This window comes from Corynebacterium sp. S5S1, from assembly GCF_001913985.1.
In the GTDB taxonomy this organism is placed as follows: domain Bacteria; phylum Actinomycetota; class Actinomycetes; order Mycobacteriales; family Mycobacteriaceae; genus Corynebacterium; species Corynebacterium marquesiae.
Map to the genome: position 1 here is coordinate 1 of NZ_MKXT01000034.1, position 17,812 is coordinate 17,812.

Genomic DNA, 17,812 nt, shown 5'->3' on the forward strand with positions numbered 1-17,812 from the left:
CCTCAAGATGCCCGAAAACAACATCCACAACGTGAAGCAGAAACCCTTCACACCCCCAACAAGCCCACCCGCGGAGTTGACAACCTATATAGGAACACCTCCCTTGCCGCCGAAGAACATGATGGGTGCGGTCTCTAACAACATTGAATATTCTCCAGCGGGGATTTATCCATTCCCATGCGCGTATGCCAGGCGTGGAAATCCTCATAGACCAGCGGCAAAAGCTCCAGGGTGTAATAGCTGGCCGGGTTGGGGATGCCGAGCGCCTCCGAGGCGACCAGCATCAGGAAGAGATCATCTTCTTGCTGCTGGGCTCTGGCAAAGCTGGCGCGATACGGGGCCTGGTAGTACTCATTGAGCCCGGCCGCAAGTGCTTTAAGCTTGTCGAGCATGCTCGGGCAGCGGGGCGTCAAGGTCATCATCGGACCACTCCAGCGGGGTCTCCTTGCGGGCGCGGGAAATGGCGCCGACGGCTTCCACAATGACCCAGATGGCGGCGACCACGATGATGACGTCCATGCAGAATAGCAGCCAGTTCTGGCTGGTAAATAGGGACTTCAGCTGGAGTAGTGCGGCCCACAGTGACATGGCGGTAACGAAGATGAGCGGGATGACCACCGGCCACGTTGGGCGGCGCAGGTGGGTAAGGATGACCACCACGATGGCCAAGGAAAGGCCCGCCATGAGCTGGTTGGTGGTGCCGAATAGCGGCCAGATGGTCATACCGCCGGAGCCATCCGTGCCGGCAGAGAAGGTCAGGCCGAAGGCCAAGCCCACGGCGATGACGGTGGCGGCCAAGGCCTTGATGCGCACGCCCATGAACTCGCCGATTTCTTGTACCACAAGCCGCTGCAGGCGCACGCCCGAGTCCATGGTGGTAGCGGCAAAGAGCACGGCCATGGTGGCCAAGATGGTGCCGGAGAGGGACGTGGGAATGCCCATGCCTTCATTCATGAGTGCGCCGCCGCCTTGTACGAAGGCCTCCACGCCGCCGGCATTCCATTCGGAGTAAATCTCCTCCCACTGCTGCAGGGACTTAAAGCCCGCGGTGGTGGCGATGATGGTGCCTAGTGCGAGCAGACCCTCGCCCACGGCGCCGAAGTACCCCACAAAGCGCACATCGGTTTCCTTATCCACCTGCTTGGAGGAGGTGCCGGAGGCCACCACGCCGTGGAAGCCGGAGATAGCGCCGCAGGCGATGGTGACAAAAAGTAGCGGGAAGATGCCCGGGGTGCCGTCCGGCACGTTATCGCGCAGCGCCGGTGCGGCCAGCGAAGGGCGGGTAATGAGGAAGGATCCGTACAAGATGGCCAGGCCCACAAAGAGCTGGAGGCCGTTGATGTAGTCGCGTGGCTGCAGTAACACCCACACCGGCAGCAGCGAAGCGATGAAGGCGTAGATGAATAACAAGATGATCCACACGCCGTTGGCGGGGATGCCCAGGACAGTATCTGGTAGGACCACAGGCACGCGGTCACCGATGATCATCAGCGCGTAGAGCGCGACAACGCCTACGATGGAGACCAGCGGCAGGTTCCAGTTCAGGCGGTAGATAGCCTGGCCAATAAGCAGTGCGACGACGATGGCACCCCATGTGGGGATTACGGCCGTAGGGGTGGAGACCAGCAGGTTCGAAATGACCACGGCGAAGGCCGCATTCACCATCAACAGCAGCAGGAAGATCACGATGAGGAAGAGGTTGCGGCCGCGCTTGCCAATGTAGCGCCCGGACAAAGTGCCGATGGACTGGCCCTTGTGGCGCTGCGACGCCCACAGTGCACCCAAATCGTGTATGCCGGCAAAGAAGACGGTGCCGAGTGTGACCCAGAGAAACGCCGGAACCCAGCCCCAGATGACGGCTACGGCCGGACCAATGATGGGTGCGGCGCCTGCCACGGACGTGAAGTGGTGACCCCACAGGACGTATTTATTGGTGGGCACAAAGTCCACGCCGTCTTCCATGGTGTGGGCCGGGGTGGAGTAGTTCGGGGATAGCCGGAAAATGCCCTTTCCTAGGAACTTGGAATAGAGCAGATAGCCGGCGCCCATCATCGCAATGCCGATGATGGCGAGGACTAGAGAGTTCATGGTGTGCGTCTCCTCATGGGCAGTTGGGTGGCGTGTCTCACACGTGCGGATAGTATGCCATAACTCACATAGGTATTAGCTCGTGGGGGAGACCGGCGGGTGGATTTATATTTGGAAGGCGCAGGCGGCGCAGTACCTCATGCTGCCGACAGGAAAAACAACAGCGCGGCCCCAGTTCCAGTGGAGGAACGAGGGCCGCGCGGTGGGTGCTTAAACCAGGTGGTGCTTACTTCTTATCGACGCCGATGTTGCCGTCCTTCTTCCACACCACAACCACTGCTGGGCGAGGGGTGGACTTGCCCCCGTCTGGCCAGTGGGAGGTCTGCTTTTCAAAGGTAGCGTCATCGGTTTCACCTGGGTGCTGAACGTTAACCATCACGCGCTCATCGGTGACGATGGGGCCGCAGGTCTCGGCGCCTGCCGGAACGGTAAGGAAGCACTTGAGCTCGCCGCGGGTATCGCCTTCGGTGGTCACCGCGTAGAGGCCATCGTTGGACTCAAGTGCGTTGCCGTCGGTGGAGATCCATAGGTTGCCGTGGCTATCAAAGGCTAGGTTATCCGGGCAGGAAATTGGGGAGACCTTCTCCTTGTCAAAGCCACCAAAGTAGGTATTTGCTTCCTTCGGGTCACCGCAGACCAGGAAGAGGTTCCAGGTGAATTTTTCGCCAGCGTGGTCATCTTCAATCTCCATGACCAGGCCGTTCTTGTTCTCCTTGATAGGAGCCCACTCCATCGGCTCTTCCTTGTTCTTCTTGGCGTTCTCTCCGGTAGCGCCGCGGTATTTATTGTTGGTCAGGGAAACGTAGACCTTCTCGGAGTCTGGGTGGACCTCCATATCCTCAGGACGGTCCATCTTGGTGGCGCCCACCTTATCGGCGGCCTCACGGGTGTAGACGGCAACCTCTTCGGCAGACATGCCATCAACGTGGGACTCGAACTTGTTGTTCTCCGTATCGGAGGTCAGCAGCTTGATCCATTCGCCCTTGCCGTCAAAGGCACCATCCTCTGGCAGCACGCCGGAGCCGTCAATCTCGTCCTCTGGGGAGTTGCCCTCTACCTTGGCCACGTACAGGGTGCCGTGGTCCAAGATGGTGAGGTTGTGCTCGATGTCGCCTTCTTTGTACTTCTTGGTGGAGATGAACTTGTAGATGTACTCGAAGCGGGAGTCATCGCCGGAGTAGCACACGACGGTGCCATCGGATGCGATGTGGATGTTGCCGGCCTCGTGCTTGAAGCGACCCAGCGCGGTGTGCTTGACCGGGGTGGACTTCGGGTCCAGCGGGTTGATTTCTACGATCCAGCCAAAGCGGTTCGGCTCGTTCGGCTCCTTGGAGACGTCGAAGCGCTTATCAAAGCGCTCCCACTTGCGCTGGGACTCGCCGTCTTCCATACCGAAGCGCTCCAGGGACTCCTGCGCCTTCTTGTCATCCAGCTTGGCGTGGGCGAAGTACTGGTCAAAGTTCTCTTCGCCAGAGAGCATGGTATTCCACGGAGTGATGCCGCCGGAGCAGTTATTCAGGGTGCCCTTGACCTTCTTGCCGGTCTTATCGGCGGAAGTCTTGACGTAATCGGAGCCGGCAGCAGGGCCCACCAGGGTGAATTCGGTGGTGGCGGTGATGCGGCGGTTGAGCGGTCCGAACTCGCGCTTGAGCTCGCCGGTCTTGCCAACCTTAGATACCTCCACGATGGAGTGGCCGTGGCCAGCCCAGCCGATCTTGGCCTGCTCCTCGGTGGGGTTATCCGCATCGTAGTTGGGGAACATCTGCGGCTCGGTGGTGTACTCGTGGGAGCAGACGTAGATAAGGCGGTTGTCATCGTCTGGGTGCTCGATAAGGCCCGCAAAGTCATTGTTGAAGCCGAACTGCTTCTCAGCTGCCTCGGCGGTCTGGTTCTTGTCATCGAATTCCGGCGCGTCCTCAAACAGCGGGTCGCCCCAGGCAATGAGGACGGTCTGCTCGTAGCCATCCGGGATGACCACTTCGTCCTTCTCGTTTGGCTGTACTGGGTCGAACTTCATGCCCTCTGCGGAGGTGAGCTCAATGTTCGCCTCAGAGGTTTTGCCGCCCTTGCCCTCGGAGGAAGAAGCCTCATTAGACGCATCATCCGGATTGGAGCAGGCCGCCAAAGCAGCGCCGCCGCCAACGGTTACGACGGACAAGCTGCCCGCACGCAGCGCGGTACGGCGGGAGAACTGGTCAGCAAAGTACGGGTTATTGGACTTGTTCTCGCACTCGCCAAAGCAAGCATTACCGCACTTGTAGGTGCAGGTCAGGCTGGAACGAGAGGAGGCAAAGAGACTAGAAAGAAGGTTGCGGCCTTTAAGCGCCATTATTACTGCTCCAAAGAAGTTCGAAAATATTGATAAGACATGGGACAGCCATTTATATAAGGGGATTTCAGTAACTGTGCGTTGGCGCTGAGGTGACGGTGAAGTGAATTATGCGTAAATCTTTTCCGGGGTGAGGGTGGCGTGGGCTAAATCGCGTGCTGCGGTGGGGATGGACTACCCTAGGCTAACGTGAGCGAGCAGAAGAATAATGAAGTAAACGATGTCCCTGAGCAGCTGCGCATCCGCCGCGAGAAGCGCGATCGCCTGCTGGAATCCGGCGTAGAGGCCTACCCGGTCACCGTTGAGCGCACCATCTCTTTGAAGGATTTGCGCCACGATTTCCGCGTAGTGGCCGAGGGTGAAGAGCCGGGCACGGAAGAAGGCGTGACCTACCTGGCCCCAGGCGAGGAAACCGAGGTAACCCACGCCATTGCCGGCCGCCTTATCTTTATGCGCAATACCGGCAAGCTGTGCTTTGCCACCCTGCAAGATGGCGACGGCACCCAGGTGCAGGCCATGCTTTCTTTGGCCGAGGTAGGCAAGGAGCGCCTCGATGCGTGGAAGTCCGATGTTGACTTGGGCGATTTCATCTCCGTGCGCGGCCGCGTAATTTCCTCCCGCCGCGGCGAGCTGTCCATCATGGTCTCAGAGTGGACCATGGCCGCTAAGTCCCTGCGCCCGCTACCGGTGTCCTTTGCCGATATGGCAGAAGATACCCGTGTGCGCCAGCGCTATAACGACCTCATTATCCGTGAAGAGGCCCGCAAGAATGCCATGATCCGCGTGAAGGTCATGCGCGCGCTGCGTAACTACCTGGAAAGCCAGGACTTCGTTGAAATCGAGACCCCGATGCTGCAGACCCTGCACGGTGGCGCGGCCGCTCGCCCGTTTATCACCCACTCCAATGCGCTGGATATTGACCTCTACCTGCGCATTGCGCCGGAACTGTACTTGAAGCGTGCCGTCGTCGGCGGCATTGACCGCGTCTTCGAAATCAACCGTAACTTCCGCAATGAGGGCGTGGACCGCTCCCACTCGCCGGAGTTCGCCATGCTCGAGACCTACGCTGCATGGGGCGACTACGACGATTGTGCCCGCATGACGCGCGAGTCCATCCAGGCCGTAGCGCGCGACGTTTTTGGCTCGACCACCGTCACCTTGGCAGATGGCACCGAGTTCGATTTCGGCGGCGAAGAGTGGCCCGAAATCGAGATGTACCCCTCCCTCAATGAGGCCCTACAGCGCAAGTTCCCGGGCCAGCCGGAGGTCACCATCGATACCGACGTTGAAACGCTCAAGGGCATTGCCGACGTCATCGGCCTTGACGTCCCCAAGGACGGCGGCTGGGGCCACGGCAAGCTGGTGGAGGAAATCTGGGAGGTCCTGTGCGAGGACCAGCTGGAAGGCCCCATCTTTGTCAAGAACTTCCCGGTCGAGACCTCCCCGCTGACCCGTCAGCACCGTTCCAAGCCGGGCGTGACCGAGAAGTGGGATCTCTACGTCCGCGGCTTCGAGCTGGCAACCGGCTACTCCGAGCTGGTGGACCCGGTTATCCAGCGCGAGCGCTTTGAGGATCAGGCTCGCCTGGCCGCCGGTGGCGATGACGAGGCCATGGTGCTGGATGAGGACTTCCTTGCCGCTATGGAGCAGGGCATGCCGCCTACGGCCGGCACCGGCATGGGCATGGACCGCCTGCTGATGGCCCTGACCGGCCTGGGCATCCGCGAAACCGTGCTCTTCCCACTGGTTAAGCCAGAGCAGAAGTAGCCGCCCAGCGGCCCATCTTTAGCCGTCAGTCCGCGTGGCTGGCGGCTTTTGCTGTGCCTGGGCTAGTGCGAAAGCGGCCCGGCGGATTTATCGCCGCGCAGGCGCTTAATAGTGTTCTCAGCCGAAATCAGACACATCGGCACGCCCACGCCCGGCACGGTGGTGGCTCCTGCGTAATAGAGTCCATCGACCTTGCGCGAGGCATTACGCCCGCGCAAAAACGCTGATTGCCGCAGCGTGTGCGCGGGCCCAATAGAACCGGCCGACCAAGCATGGTAGCGCTCGGCAAAATCGGCAGGGCCGAGCGTGCGCTTGACGACGACCCTGTCTACCAAATCCGGCACCCCAGCCGTGGCTGCAATGTGGTTAAGGGCGGCGTCGGCAATCGCGGCAATGCGCTCGGATTCCTCTGCGTGGTAGGCATTGCCGAACCCGGGCGCCTCTGCGGCCGGCACCGGCACCAGAATGAAGAGGTTTTCGTGGCCTGCGGGCGCTACGTTCGGGTCGGTGGCTGAGGTCTTGGACACGTAGATGGACTCCGAGGCCCCCAACGGCCGGGAAGGCTCCGGACCGGAATAGACGGCGCGGAAATCCGGATCCCAATCTTGGCTAAAAAGCAGCGTATGGTGTGCTAGTTCTGGCAGCTCGCCCTTCACCCCGGCCAAAACGAGCACGGTGCCCAGGCCCGGATTACGCCGACCCCAGTAGCGCTCTGGGTAGGTGCGCAGCTGTGGTGGCAATAATTGGGTCTCGGTGTGGTGCAAGTCCGCCGCCGACACCACAATATCGGCGTGGATAGCGCCCTTATTCGTGCGCACACACGTGACCCGCCGGTTGGCGATCTTGATGGAAGTAACCTCCTCGCCCAAGCGGAAGGTGGCGCCAAACTTCCGTGCCTGCCGGTAGATGGCCTGGACCACGGCCGCGAACCCACCCTGCGGGTAGCGCACGCCCTCCACCAGGTCGGTGTGGCTCATCAAAGAATACAGTGCCGGTGCGGCGGCCGGCTCGGAGGACAAAAAGACTGCCGGGTAGCTTAAGATTTGGCGCAAGCGGGCATCAGAAAACGTTCGGCCCACGTACTGCTCTAGGTTCACCGTCAGCAGAGCCACGAGGCGGGAAAGCCGGCTGCGGATATCGCGGTGCACCAGGTTCAGCGGCGCGGAGAAGGTGGTGTAAAGGAAGTGCTTAAGCGCCATCTCATAGGTATCGTTGGCCTGCGCTAAGTACGCGCGAACTTTCTCCCCCGCGCCGGGCTCTAGCGACTCGAAAAGCGCGGTGACTTCCTCGATCCCGGAGTGCACGTCCACCGGCGCATCGCCATGAAAGACGCGGTAGGCGGGGGAGAGATCCACTAGATCGAGCTCCGCCTCGGTGGAGGTGCCGCACAGCGCAAAGAAGTGATCGAAAGCCTCGGGCATGAGGTACCACGACGGGCCGGTATCCCAGCGAAAGCCGGCCTCCGCAAAGCTGCCGGCGCGCCCGCCTACCTCATCCAGCGAGTCCACGACGGTGACCTTGTAACCCTCGCGGCCGAGCAAAGCGGCGGTGGCGAGGCCGGCGATGCCGGCTCCAATGACGACGGCGTGCATGTTGTTCTCCTTAATCTCCGGCTAGGGGCGGGGTCTGGTTGCTGTGACCGCGACGGCGCACCGCGCGGGCCGCGAGCCAAGCCTTGGTGTGGTTCGGCACGGATACTCGCGTGGTGGCAAGTGCCCTAGCCGGAGTGGCGGCGAGGCGATTGGTGAGCTCAGCAAAGATATCCGCCGCCGCGCTCACACCGACCCGCGCGGAAGCCGGGAGCACGTCGATGGTGAGCGCGGCGGTGGCGAGCTCCTGGCGGATCTCTGCGATGAGCGCGGACTTGGTGGCCTCATCAATCCGGCCCGATGGGGCCTGCTGAAAATAGGTTCGGCCCAAAGTGGAGCTATCCTCACCCAGGTCACGCAGGAAATTAATCTTTTGAAAGGCTGACCCTAGAGCGCGGGCGCCGCGCTCCATCGCGGCGCGGTCGGCGGGGGAGACGTCCTCTTCGGCCAAGAAAATTTGCAGGCACAATAGCCCAATGACTTCCGCTGAGCCGTAGATATAGTCTTGCAATTCCGATGGGGAGTACTCGCGCTGGGTGAGGTCCGCACGCATGGAGTTAAAGAAGGCAGCAAGGTACTCGCGGTGGAAGCCGCAGCGGCGAGCAGTGATGGCATAAGCGTGCACTATCGGGTCGGTGTGCAGTCGCCGTTGCGGTGCGGCCAGGATGGTCTGCTCGTAGGCGTCCAGCGCGGCGGCGGGGTCGGTGTGGGCTTGGGCTGCGGCGCCGTCGACAAGCTCGTCTGCAATGCGTACCACCGCATACAGGTGGCGGATATCAGCGCGCACCCGCCCACGCAAAAGCCGCGTGGCCAGGGAGAAGCTGGTGGAGTACTGCCCCATAACCTGCGCGGCCGCGCGGGAGGCCGCTTGGTCATAGCGAGTCAACATATCTGTCAACGTAGCACGCGGCCTGTTAGCGGTTCGTGGCCCGTGGCTGCCCCTCGGCAAAGCCGGCGGCGGACTGCACGCCCACGGTGGCGCGTTCGCGGAAGGCGGCTAGGGAATCGGCACCGGCGTAGGTACACGAGGAACGCACGCCAGAGACAATCCGGTCCACCAGGTGCTCCACGCCGCCGTGCTCGGGGTCGAGGTAGATGCGAGAGGTAGAAATGCCCTCTTCGAACATCTCGCGGCGGGCGCGCTCAAAGGCCTCGGTATCGGAATTGCGGCCGCGCACCGCCCGGCGCGACGCCATACCGAAGGATTCTTTATAAAAGGCGCCGTCGGCATCCTTGTGCAGGTCACCTGGGGATTCAAAGGTGCCGGCGAACCAGGAGCCGATCATGACATTGGAGGCACCTGCGGCAAGTGCGAGGGCGACATCGCGCGGGTCGCGCACGCCGCCGTCGGCCCAAACGTGGGCGCCTACCTCGCGGGCGGCCGCAGCACACTCTAGGACGGCCGAGAACTGCGGGCGGCCCACGCCAGTCTGCATGCGGGTGGTGCACATCGCGCCTGGGCCCACACCGACCTTGATAATGTCCGCGCCGGCCGCGGCCAGCTCGCGCACGCCCTCGGCCGTGACGATATTGCCGGCAGCAATGGGAAGCCCCAGTTCCAGCGCCTTGACCTTGCGCAGCGCGGTAAGCATGCTTTCCTGGTGGCCGTGTGCGGTATCGATGACCAGCACATCAGCACCGGCCTCCGCCAAGGCGCGGGCGCGGCCTTCCACATCGCCGTTGATGCCCACCGCAGCACCGATGTGTAAGCGGCCTTGCTTGTCGACGCCCGGCCTGTACATCTTCGCCCTCACCGCGCCCTTCCTCGTGAGGATTCCGGCCAAGGTGCCATCCGGGTTGACCACCGGCGCCAACTTGCGGGAGGTTTTGCGCAGCTTGGTAAAAGCCTCCTGTGGGTCAATGCCCACCGGCAGCGTGACCAAGTCGGTGGTCATCAATTGACCGACGGCGGTGAAGTTATCCTGCCCACGCAGGTCCTTCGGGGTGATGATGCCGATGGGCATGTCCCCCTCGACCACGATGGCGGCACCATGGGCGCGCTTGTGCAAAAGGTTGCTGGTATAGCCCACGGTGTGGTGCGGCTTGACGGTAATTGGGGTGTCATAGACCAAGTCCGCCGCCTTCACAGAGGCGATGGTCTCTGCGGCCGCTTCTAAGGAGAGGTCCTGTGGCAGGATGGTCAGCCCGCCGCGCCGGGCGATGGTCTCGGCCATGCGGCGCCCGGCCACGGCGGTCATATTGGCCACGATGAGCGGGATGGTATTTCCGGTGCCGTCCTCAGTGGTGAGGTCTACCGACTGGCGCGAGCCCACCTCGGAGTGACTCGGGACCATAAATACGTCGGAGTAGGTCAATTCGTACGGCGGATGGGAATCGTTGAGAAAACGCACTGGGGTGTACCTCGCTTTAGGCTCGGGTGGCGCGGTCTCACCGCGCGGATGAAGACACTAAAACTATACTCCTCGACTTTCCCCGCACCCGCGGCCTCAGTATCCTGTCTGGGTGTCTCAGAAACCAGATCCCCGCATTTCCGCAGAGGTAAAAATCAACCTCACCATCCTCGTCCTCGGCGCGATGGTGATGATCCTGAACGAGACCGCCCTGTCGGTGGCGCTGCCCACCATCATGGCGGACTTCGGCATCCCCGCGACCTCTGCCCAGTGGCTGCTTACCGGTTTCCTCCTCACCATGGGCGTGGTCATCCCGACCACCGGCTTTCTCATGGATAAGTTCACCACCCGGCAGATCTTCTTGGCATCGTCGGGCGTATTTCTTGCCGGTACGGTGCTGGCGGGGCTTGCCCCGGCCTTCGGCGTGCTGCTGGTGGGGCGTGTATTCCAGGCGGCTGGCACCGCCTTGATGATCCCTACACTGATGACGGTGGCGATGACCCTCGTCCCTCCGCAGCGCCGCGGCAGCGTGATGGGCATTATCTCCGTGGTGATCTCCGTGGCTCCGGCGCTCGGGCCCACTGTAGGTGGCTTCGTGTTGAGCATGTTTAGCTGGCACGTCATCTTCTGGACCATGGTGCCGCTGCTCGGCCTCATCTGCGCCGCCGGCTATTTCCGCCTAGTCAACGTGGGAGATAAGCGTGATACCCCGCTGGATTTCCCGTCCGTCGTCCTGTCCGTCATTGCCTTTGGCGGGTTGGTCTACGCCGTATCGTCCCTGGAAAACATGCTGGAGGGCGAAGGCCTGGTAGACATCGTCGTTCTCATCGTTGGTCTCGTGGCTTTGGCGCTTTTCACCCGCCGCCAGCTGCGCCTGGCAAAAGACAATCGCGCTCTTTTGGACATGCGCCCGTTTACGGTTCCCAACTTCACCGTAGCGGTACTGGGCATGCTGCTCATGTTTGGGCTATTGCTCGGCGTGGTCAATATCCTGCCCATCTACCTGCAGACCTCCCTGGCGGTAAGCTCGCTGGTAACCGGGCTCGTCGTCATGCCTGGCGGCTTGCTCCAAGGCGGCATCTCGCCGATGGTTGGCCGCCTCTATGACGTCCACGGGCCCCGCCCGCTCATGATCCCAGGCGCCCTCCTCCTCGCCGCGGGCACGTGGCTGATGACCTTGCTCAACGAGGACAGTGCGGTATGGATGGTCATTGGCATGCACATCCTCTTTGCGCTGGGCATCGCGCTTATGATGACGCCGCTGATGACGACGTCCCTGGCCTCCCTGCCAGACGAGCTCTACTCGCACGGCTCCGCCATCCTCAATACCCTGCAGCAGCTGGCGGGCGCGGCCGGCACTGCCTTCCTGATGACGTTCCTGACCCGTGGCACCAAGTCCGGTGCGGCCCAAGGTATGAACGAGGCAGCCGCGACGGCTCACGGGGCGCACTGGGCCTTCCTTTTTGCCGGCGTGCTTTCGCTGGTGGTCGTTGTGCTCGCTCCGTTCCTCAAGCGCGTGCCCTCCGCGGAATAGGCACAAGGACAAAATAAAGGCCCGCACCAGCGGGCCTTTAACTTTCGGGCGCGAGTTAAGAGGCGCACAGCGGCAGGTTCAGCCGCTCCTCTTCAGCCTTATCGCCCCACACCAGGAATGCGGACTGGGTGCCTTCCACGGCCATCACGTAGGTCGGAACATCCGCGGTGGTCTCAAAGCTTTGGATAGTGCACTGATCATTGGAAAGCTCGACCGGTTCGGCGTCGGGAAGCATGGCATCGCGCTCCTCCACGCTGGGGTAGTAGGTCACGATGTAGTTGAACCCATCGCCCACGCAGGAAATCTTGGCCTCCTGGCCAGGTTCCGGCTCGCGCGAGGAGCACTTAGCCCCATCGAAGCCGTCCTGGCCGCTGCGGGAGCCCACCAAGTCCGGATACGCATCCGCGAGGTTTTGCTCCTTATCATTCCAGCTGGGGTAGGACAGGAAGAACCACAGCGCGGCCGCAGCAGCAATCGCGACCACCGCCAGCACCGTGATGAGCGCAATGGTGACGTTGACCTCCGTGGTCAACGCAGCCGTGGCCGTGGCCTTGGGTGCTGTCACAGGGGATTCGGATGTGGTGTTTGGTCAGTCTGTCAGTGGCCGCGATGCCTTGAGCGACCCCGCCATGTCTGATGTGGTGGGAGTGCTGCTCAACACAGTGCCAGTGCGAGTGACAGCTCGGCCCGGCCAGAGCATAGAAGAACTGGTCCAGGATGTTTATCGCCAGCGCATCGAGGATATGGACCACGATTCCGCGGACCTCGGCGCCATCCAGCGGCAGCTGGGGGTAGGCACGCTGTTCGATTCCATGGTGGTGGTGCAGAACTTCCTCGATCCGCAGGCAGCAGCGGAACTTCGGGAACGCCACGGGGTTGTGGAGGAGCGCGCGGAAGATTCCACGCACTTCCCTCTGACCTGGGTATTCACTCCGGGGCCGAAGCTGGGCATCAAGCTGGAATTCCGCCACGACGTGGTGGACGAGTCCCTCGCACATTCCGTGCTCAAGGCCGCGACCGAAGTCCTGACCGCGTTTGTGGACACACCAGAGGTCCCGCTCGCTCAGCTGGCCCAGTTGGCGCCAGCCCGAGCGGAGGATTCTTCCCCGCAAAGCACGACGGAGCAGATGGCTTCCTGGCAGAAGGCCGAAGGCATTGACCGCACCATTGCGGATGAGCTCAAGGACACCGCCCAGCGCTTCCCAGATCGCATCGCGCTAGCGGATGACGCACAGCAGTGGACGTTCGGTGAGCTGATTGCTCGCTGTTCCGACATTGCGGAAAAGATCAAGAATTGCGGCGTGACCAGCGGCGATACTGTCGCCATTGCGGTGGAGCGCTCCGCGCATTCGGTGGTGGCTCTGCTGGGAGCCCTGTGGGCAGGGGTGCGCTACGCGCCGCTTGATCTGACGCACCCCGATGGGCGGCTCCGGGTCCTCGTGGAGGACAGCCAGCCCGCAGCCGCGCTGGTGGACTCGAGTTCTCGGGAGCGCATGGAGCGGATCGGTGCGCTTCCTTGCGTCGACGTCACCACTGCCGATTCCCACGCCACCACCCACACGCCTGCGGCGGTGCCCGGGGACGATGCCTACCTGATGTACACCTCCGGATCGACCGGCAAGCCCAAGGGCGTGGTGATCAAGCATCGCGGGCTGCACAACATGCTGGACAATCACCGGCGCAAGATCTTCGCCCCAGCTGCTGCCGATGGGCGGACGTTGCGGATCGCGCATGCCATCAGCTTCGCCTTCGATATGTCGTGGGAAGAGCTGTTTTGGCTGGTGGAAGGCCACGAGGTGCGGATCTTCTCCGAGGATTTGCGACGCGATGCTGCGGCCATGGTTGAGGCCATTCGCGCGCATCAGGTGGATGTCATCAACGTCACCCCGACCGTTGCCGAGCAGCTGCTCGCGGAGGGGATGCTGGAATCCGGCGCGCATCGCCCGCGGCTGGTGCTCTTGGGCGGCGAGGCTGTCTCGCACGGCGTGTGGGAGACCTTGCGAAAGGCCGATGACGTGCGCGGATACAACCTCTATGGACCCACCGAGTACACCATCAACGCCCTGGGTGCTGGCACGGATGAGAGCGCCACGCCCGTGATCGGAATGCCGGTGGATCGCACGGCGGCGTTCGTTTTGGACCCGTGGTTGCGCCCCGTTCCTACAGGAGCGCCGGGTGAGCTCTACCTCGCGGGCAGCGGCTTAGCGCAGGAGTATCATGGGCTCGCGGCGCGCACCGCCAGCTCCATGGTCGCCTGCCCGTGGGGCGCCCCGGGTGAGCGGATGTATCGCACGGGAGACATCGTCCGCGTGCGTGCGGATGGCATGTTCGAGTACCTCGGACGCAGCGACGATCAGGTGAAAATTCGTGGTCACCGCGTGGATCCCGGCGACGTCTCGGCCGCCGTGTCCCGCGGCGTTGATCCCCGCATCCTCCACTGCGTGACCGTTCCTGTTCGTATATCCGACGCCACACTCCTGGCCTGTCACCTCGTGGCCCCACAACTGCGCGATGCGGACCAGGGGGAGCGGCAGAGTTTCCTGACTGGCGTGCGTAATGCATTGCGCGAGGAACTGCCCAGCTACATGATCCCGGATCGATGGTCGATCGTGGATGAGTTGCCGGTGACGTCGAATGGAAAGACCGACCTTGCTGCACTGGGTGAGGGAGAAAGGATCACGGAGAAGGGCCGCGAACCGGCGAACGAAACCGAGGAGATCACGGCGGAGCTGTTTGCCGAATCGCTAGATATTGAGCCCGAGGACGTGCCGGTGGATGCTGATTACTTTGACATGGGTGGGCACTCCATGGCGGTCATCAAGCTCTGCGCACTGCTGCGTGGAGAGCTGGGAGTGGAGGTTGGCGTGCGCGAATTCTACGGTCTGCGGACAGTCGAGCGCGTGGCGGAGTTTGTGGAGGCGCGCTCGTAGATTCAGCCCAGCAATTCGGCGAGTGCCGGGATGATCCCGTGGCGCCACATCGCAGGGTCGTGGCCACCGGGCGTGCGGTGATTGGTGGTGGGAAAGCCGCGGCGTGTCAGGGCATCGGCCACTGCATCCACGTGTCGTTGCATGGGCGGCTCTTCTGCACCGCACGTCAGTACGATGCGTGCCAGACCGGAGCCACTGTGAGCCGCAGGATTTTCGAGTGAGGGGCCAGTGAGCTGTGCGGCAATGTCGCCTCCTGCGGGCCCGTCCGAGAGCGTGTCCGCGAGCTCTGCAGAACGGTCAGCGGACCACCAGACGGCAGGGGACTGGGCGATGGCTCCTTTGATTGCAGGCGTGGTTTCGGTGGAAGCCGTAAGAGCTGCGCGCAGGGCGGAGAGACCGCCGAAGCTTTGCCCCACCAGGACTATGTGGCTGCTGTTGATGATCGGCGGAAGCTCGGTGGCCAGTGCGCTGGCGAATGTTTGGGAGGTGTACTCCTCGCTGCGGTCTTTGGCTGCCGGCAGGAAGACGCGGTTGATCTGGGGGATAAGCCCTGCCGTGACTGCCCGGTCCAGTGCGCCCGTGAGGTCATGCAGATGGATCCAGTCATCGCCATCCAAAAACACCACGGTGGTATCCGCACCGCGGTCATCGAGGCGCGCGGTGCAGCGCCTGCCGAATACCTTCCGGTCGATGGACAGGCGTGCGCCGGGCAAGTCCGCGATGACTTCTGGGGAGCGAGGCGGCCAGAGTGTCTGGTCCACAGAATCGCCGCTCAATAGGCTCGCCTGTGGGCCTGCGCCGTGTGCGTTATGTGGATCGGGATATTTCAGCTCGCCGGATTGAAAGCTATAGGTCACTGCTGAGTGCGCCGGGATGCGCACATCGACGGTGGACATCGATTCGGTGAGCTCGACGTTCGAGCGGTAGGGGTCCGGGAAAACGAGGGCTTCCGCATCCGCGGGCACCGAGATTCGGTGAAGGGTGGTCACGTCCGGGGAGTCTGGCATGAAAATTGCGCCACTTTCATCATTGACTACATAGGTAAACCTAAGCTAACATCCCCTGCATGCGAGTTGCTGTTTTCGGCTATCAGTCGTGGGGACACCGGACGTTGTCTGCGGTCATCAATGCTGGTCATGAAGTAGTTTTGGTAGTTACGCACCCTGCCAGCGATCACCCTTATGAGCAAATGTGGGCAGACTCCGTTGAGGAGCTCGCCAGCGAACATGAGCTCCAGGTGTGTGTCACTGAGCGCGTGGGTCAAGACGTCATTGAGGCGTTGCGCGATGCTGCACCAGACATCATCGTGGCCAACAATTGGCGAACCTGGCTTCCTCCCGAGGTTTTCAGCCTGGCCAAGCACGGCGCATTGAATGTCCACGATGGTCTCCTGCCCGAGTACGCCGGATTTTCGCCCATCCTGTGGGCGCTGTTGAACCGGGAAACTCACGTGGGCGTCACTGTGCACGAGATGGATGAAGTGCTGGACGGCGGACCCATCGTTGCCCAGCGCGCGATCCCCGTGGGTCCGCAGGACACCACCACGGATCTCGTGGCCAAGACCATCGACCTCATCGAGCCCCTCGTGGAACGCGCATTGAGTGACGTCGCCCAAGGCACCGCCACTGCGCAACCTCAAGATCCCACCCGCGCTACGTACTTCCACAAGCGCGGCGAGCAGGAATCTCGCATAGATTTCACCCAACCTGCGGAAGATATCGCCTTGCTGGTCAGGGCGCAGTCCGACCCGTACCCCAATGCTTACTTTGAATTCCGAGGCCAGCGCGTCCGCGTGCTTTCCGCGCACGTCTCGCAGGGCCGCTTCGGCGGAACCCCCGGCCGAGTCACCATCCCTCACGAGGGAGGAATCGCGGTGGTCTGTGGATCGCCCCGTGCCAACGTGCCGGCGCCGGCGATTGTTCTGGATCGTGTTCGTCTCGACGACAACTCGGAACTGACCGCCACCGAATTCTTTGGACATAGGGCTGGATATATCCAACCAAAGGTTTGACCTTTCCCTTTTGTGTACGGGCCACGCCTCGCGCGGAAATCCGTCACCAGTAACAACGGAGAAAAATGACACTCAAGAAGATTCTCGTTAGCACCGCTGCTGTGCTGACCTTGGGCGCGGCACTGACCGCTTGCTCGACTGATGACCAGTCCGGAAATTCCGGGGACTCCCAGGCAGTCAACGCCGAGCAGGGCGCATTCCCCACCACCATCGAGCACCGCTACGGCTCCACCGAAATCAAGGAAGCCCCGCAGCGCGTGGTCTCCTTGGGCTACACGGATCAGGACGCACTGCTGGCGCTGGGAGTTACTCCTGTCTCCGTGAAGTACTGGGACGGAATGACCCCGGATGGTCAGGCTGCGGGCAACTGGTCCAATGACAAGATCGAGGGCGACACTCCTCGGATCGACAAGGACACAGAAGTCAACGCGGAAGCCATCGCCAAGGACAATCCAGACCTCATCGTGGCCGTGTACTCGGACATCGATGAAGACACGTACAAGAAGCTGTCTGAGATCGCCCCTGTCGTCGTACAAAAGGGCGAATACGAAGAACTACAGCAACCATGGGACGTGACCACGGAAGAGATCGGGCAGGCCGTGGGCAAGCCTGAAGAGGCAAAGCGCCAGGTGGAGCAGGTCAAGGAGAAGTTCGCAGAGCTCAAGGGCCGCCACCCAGAATGGGCCGAAAAGGAACTCGGCGTGGCCACTGTCTCCGACGAGAGCCTGGCTGTCTTTGCCGAGGGCGATCCGCGTAGCCGCTTCTTCACCGAGCTGGGATTCAAGATCAACCCGGCCTACGCGGGCATCACCAAGGACAAGTTCTACGGTGAGGTCTCCAAGGAAAACGCAGACCAGATCAACTCTGACGTGCTGGTGTGGGATCAACTGTCTTACTCTCCGAAGCAGAGCAAGGCTTCTGTGACCGAGGATCCGATCGTGGGCAAGCTGCCCGCCGTGAAGGACGGACACAGTGTCTACCTGGAAGGCGACCTGGAAAAGGCCTTCGGATGGCAGACCGTGCTGAGCCTGAACTACCTGCTGGACAAGATCGAGCAGCCGTTGGCAGACGCCACGAAGTAGTCTGAATCAACTGCCGAACCGCCCCGCATGAATGAACTGCTCCCCATTAGTTGGACTGAGAAATCAGTTGCCAACAACTAGTGGGGAGCATTTTCTTTGAGAGCACGTAGTTCGCTGAGTGAAGTTCAGCG

At 61.9% G+C, this 17,812-nt stretch carries 13 protein-coding genes; 5 read left to right on the top strand and 8 right to left on the bottom strand.

Going from position 1 to position 17,812, the window contains the following annotated elements; genetic code table 11:
• Positions 1 to 134 precede the first annotated feature (134 nt).
• The 3 genes from BKN05_RS10280 to BKN05_RS10290 form a co-directional block, all read right to left on the bottom strand.
• Positions 135 to 392 (bottom strand): cory-CC-star protein, encoded by a 258-nt coding sequence (locus BKN05_RS10280; protein ID WP_286688584.1) that lies wholly within the window; start codon positions 390 to 392, stop codon positions 135 to 137.
• A complete protein-coding gene (locus BKN05_RS10285; protein ID WP_286688585.1) occupies positions 376 to 2,088 on the bottom strand; it encodes a carbon starvation CstA family protein in 1,713 nt (570 codons plus the stop codon). Before BKN05_RS10285 ends, BKN05_RS10280 begins: the two co-directional genes overlap by 17 nt.
• A gap of 226 nt (positions 2,089 to 2,314) precedes the next feature.
• Entirely contained in the window at positions 2,315 to 4,417 is a 2,103-nt protein-coding gene (locus BKN05_RS10290; RefSeq protein WP_286688586.1) for a PhoX family protein, read from the bottom strand.
• Positions 4,418 to 4,606: 189 nt separating this feature from the next.
• Between BKN05_RS10290 and lysS the strand changes: the two genes are divergently transcribed.
• Positions 4,607 to 6,184: a lysine--tRNA ligase gene (gene lysS / locus BKN05_RS10295; protein ID WP_005325682.1), complete on the top strand. Its 1,578-nt coding sequence runs from the start codon at positions 4,607 to 4,609 to the stop codon at positions 6,182 to 6,184.
• 62 nt (positions 6,185 to 6,246) lie between these two features.
• Here the strand turns inward: lysS and crtI are convergent, their stop codons facing one another.
• The 3 genes from crtI to BKN05_RS10310 are packed head-to-tail and all read right to left on the bottom strand — an operon-like array spanning position 6,247 to position 10,124.
• Positions 6,247 to 7,776, bottom strand: coding sequence for a phytoene desaturase family protein (gene crtI, locus BKN05_RS10300; RefSeq protein WP_286688587.1), 1,530 nt, complete (start codon positions 7,774 to 7,776; stop codon positions 6,247 to 6,249).
• Positions 7,777 to 7,786: 10 nt separating this feature from the next.
• Positions 7,787 to 8,662, bottom strand: coding sequence for a phytoene/squalene synthase family protein (locus BKN05_RS10305; RefSeq protein ID WP_049377894.1), 876 nt, complete (start codon positions 8,660 to 8,662; stop codon positions 7,787 to 7,789).
• A 25-nt stretch (positions 8,663 to 8,687) separates the two neighbouring features.
• On the bottom strand, positions 8,688 to 10,124 hold the full coding sequence (locus BKN05_RS10310) for a GuaB1 family IMP dehydrogenase-related protein (protein ID WP_049377893.1): 1,437 nt from the start codon (positions 10,122 to 10,124) through the stop codon (positions 8,688 to 8,690).
• 112 nt (positions 10,125 to 10,236) lie between these two features.
• Between BKN05_RS10310 and BKN05_RS10315 the strand changes: the two genes are divergently transcribed.
• A complete protein-coding gene (locus tag BKN05_RS10315) occupies positions 10,237 to 11,658 on the top strand; it encodes an MDR family MFS transporter (protein WP_049377892.1) in 1,422 nt (473 codons plus the stop codon).
• 55 nt (positions 11,659 to 11,713) lie between these two features.
• Here the strand turns inward: BKN05_RS10315 and BKN05_RS10320 are convergent, their stop codons facing one another.
• On the bottom strand, positions 11,714 to 12,223 hold the full coding sequence (locus BKN05_RS10320; RefSeq protein ID WP_286688588.1) for a hypothetical protein: 510 nt from the start codon (positions 12,221 to 12,223) through the stop codon (positions 11,714 to 11,716).
• On the opposite strand from BKN05_RS10320, the gene BKN05_RS10325 reads away from it, so the two are divergent.
• Positions 12,183 to 14,588 carry a non-ribosomal peptide synthetase gene (locus tag BKN05_RS10325; RefSeq protein WP_286688589.1) on the top strand — a complete coding sequence of 802 codons (2,406 nt, stop codon included), beginning with the start codon at positions 12,183 to 12,185 and terminating at the stop codon, positions 14,586 to 14,588. The two genes, BKN05_RS10320 and BKN05_RS10325, sit on opposite strands and share 41 nt — an antisense overlap.
• Before the next feature lie 2 nt (positions 14,589 to 14,590).
• Here BKN05_RS10325 and BKN05_RS10330 read toward each other — a convergent pair whose 3' ends face one another.
• Positions 14,591 to 15,577, bottom strand: a complete 987-nt coding sequence (locus tag BKN05_RS10330) for an alpha/beta hydrolase (protein ID WP_224784305.1) — start codon at positions 15,575 to 15,577, stop codon at positions 14,591 to 14,593.
• A gap of 77 nt (positions 15,578 to 15,654) precedes the next feature.
• Here BKN05_RS10330 and BKN05_RS10335 point away from each other — a divergent pair, with 77 nt between their 5' ends.
• Positions 15,655 to 16,599, top strand: a complete 945-nt coding sequence (locus BKN05_RS10335) for a methionyl-tRNA formyltransferase (RefSeq protein ID WP_005325328.1) — start codon at positions 15,655 to 15,657, stop codon at positions 16,597 to 16,599.
• Positions 16,600 to 16,664: 65 nt separating this feature from the next.
• Positions 16,665 to 17,681: an iron-siderophore ABC transporter substrate-binding protein gene (locus BKN05_RS10340; protein ID WP_005291893.1), complete on the top strand. Its 1,017-nt coding sequence runs from the start codon at positions 16,665 to 16,667 to the stop codon at positions 17,679 to 17,681.
• Positions 17,682 to 17,812 lie beyond the last annotated feature (131 nt).

Excerpts from the sequence above, each read along its gene's own strand:
- crtI (WP_286688587.1), bottom strand. The coding sequence starts at position 7,776 with ATGCACGCCGTCGTCATTGGAGCCGGCATCGCCGGCCTCGCCACCGCC.
- BKN05_RS10290 (WP_286688586.1), bottom strand. The coding sequence starts at position 4,417 with ATGGCGCTTAAAGGCCGCAACCTTCTTTCTAGTCTCTTTGCCTCCTCT.
- BKN05_RS10340 (WP_005291893.1), top strand. The coding sequence starts at position 16,665 with ATGACACTCAAGAAGATTCTCGTTAGCACCGCTGCTGTGCTGACCTTG.
- BKN05_RS10335 (WP_005325328.1), top strand. The coding sequence starts at position 15,655 with ATGCGAGTTGCTGTTTTCGGCTATCAGTCGTGGGGACACCGGACGTTG.
- BKN05_RS10305 (WP_049377894.1), bottom strand. The coding sequence starts at position 8,662 with ATGTTGACTCGCTATGACCAAGCGGCCTCCCGCGCGGCCGCGCAGGTT.
- BKN05_RS10285 (WP_286688585.1), bottom strand. The coding sequence starts at position 2,088 with ATGAACTCTCTAGTCCTCGCCATCATCGGCATTGCGATGATGGGCGCC.
- BKN05_RS10280 (WP_286688584.1), bottom strand. The coding sequence starts at position 392 with ATGCTCGACAAGCTTAAAGCACTTGCGGCCGGGCTCAATGAGTACTAC.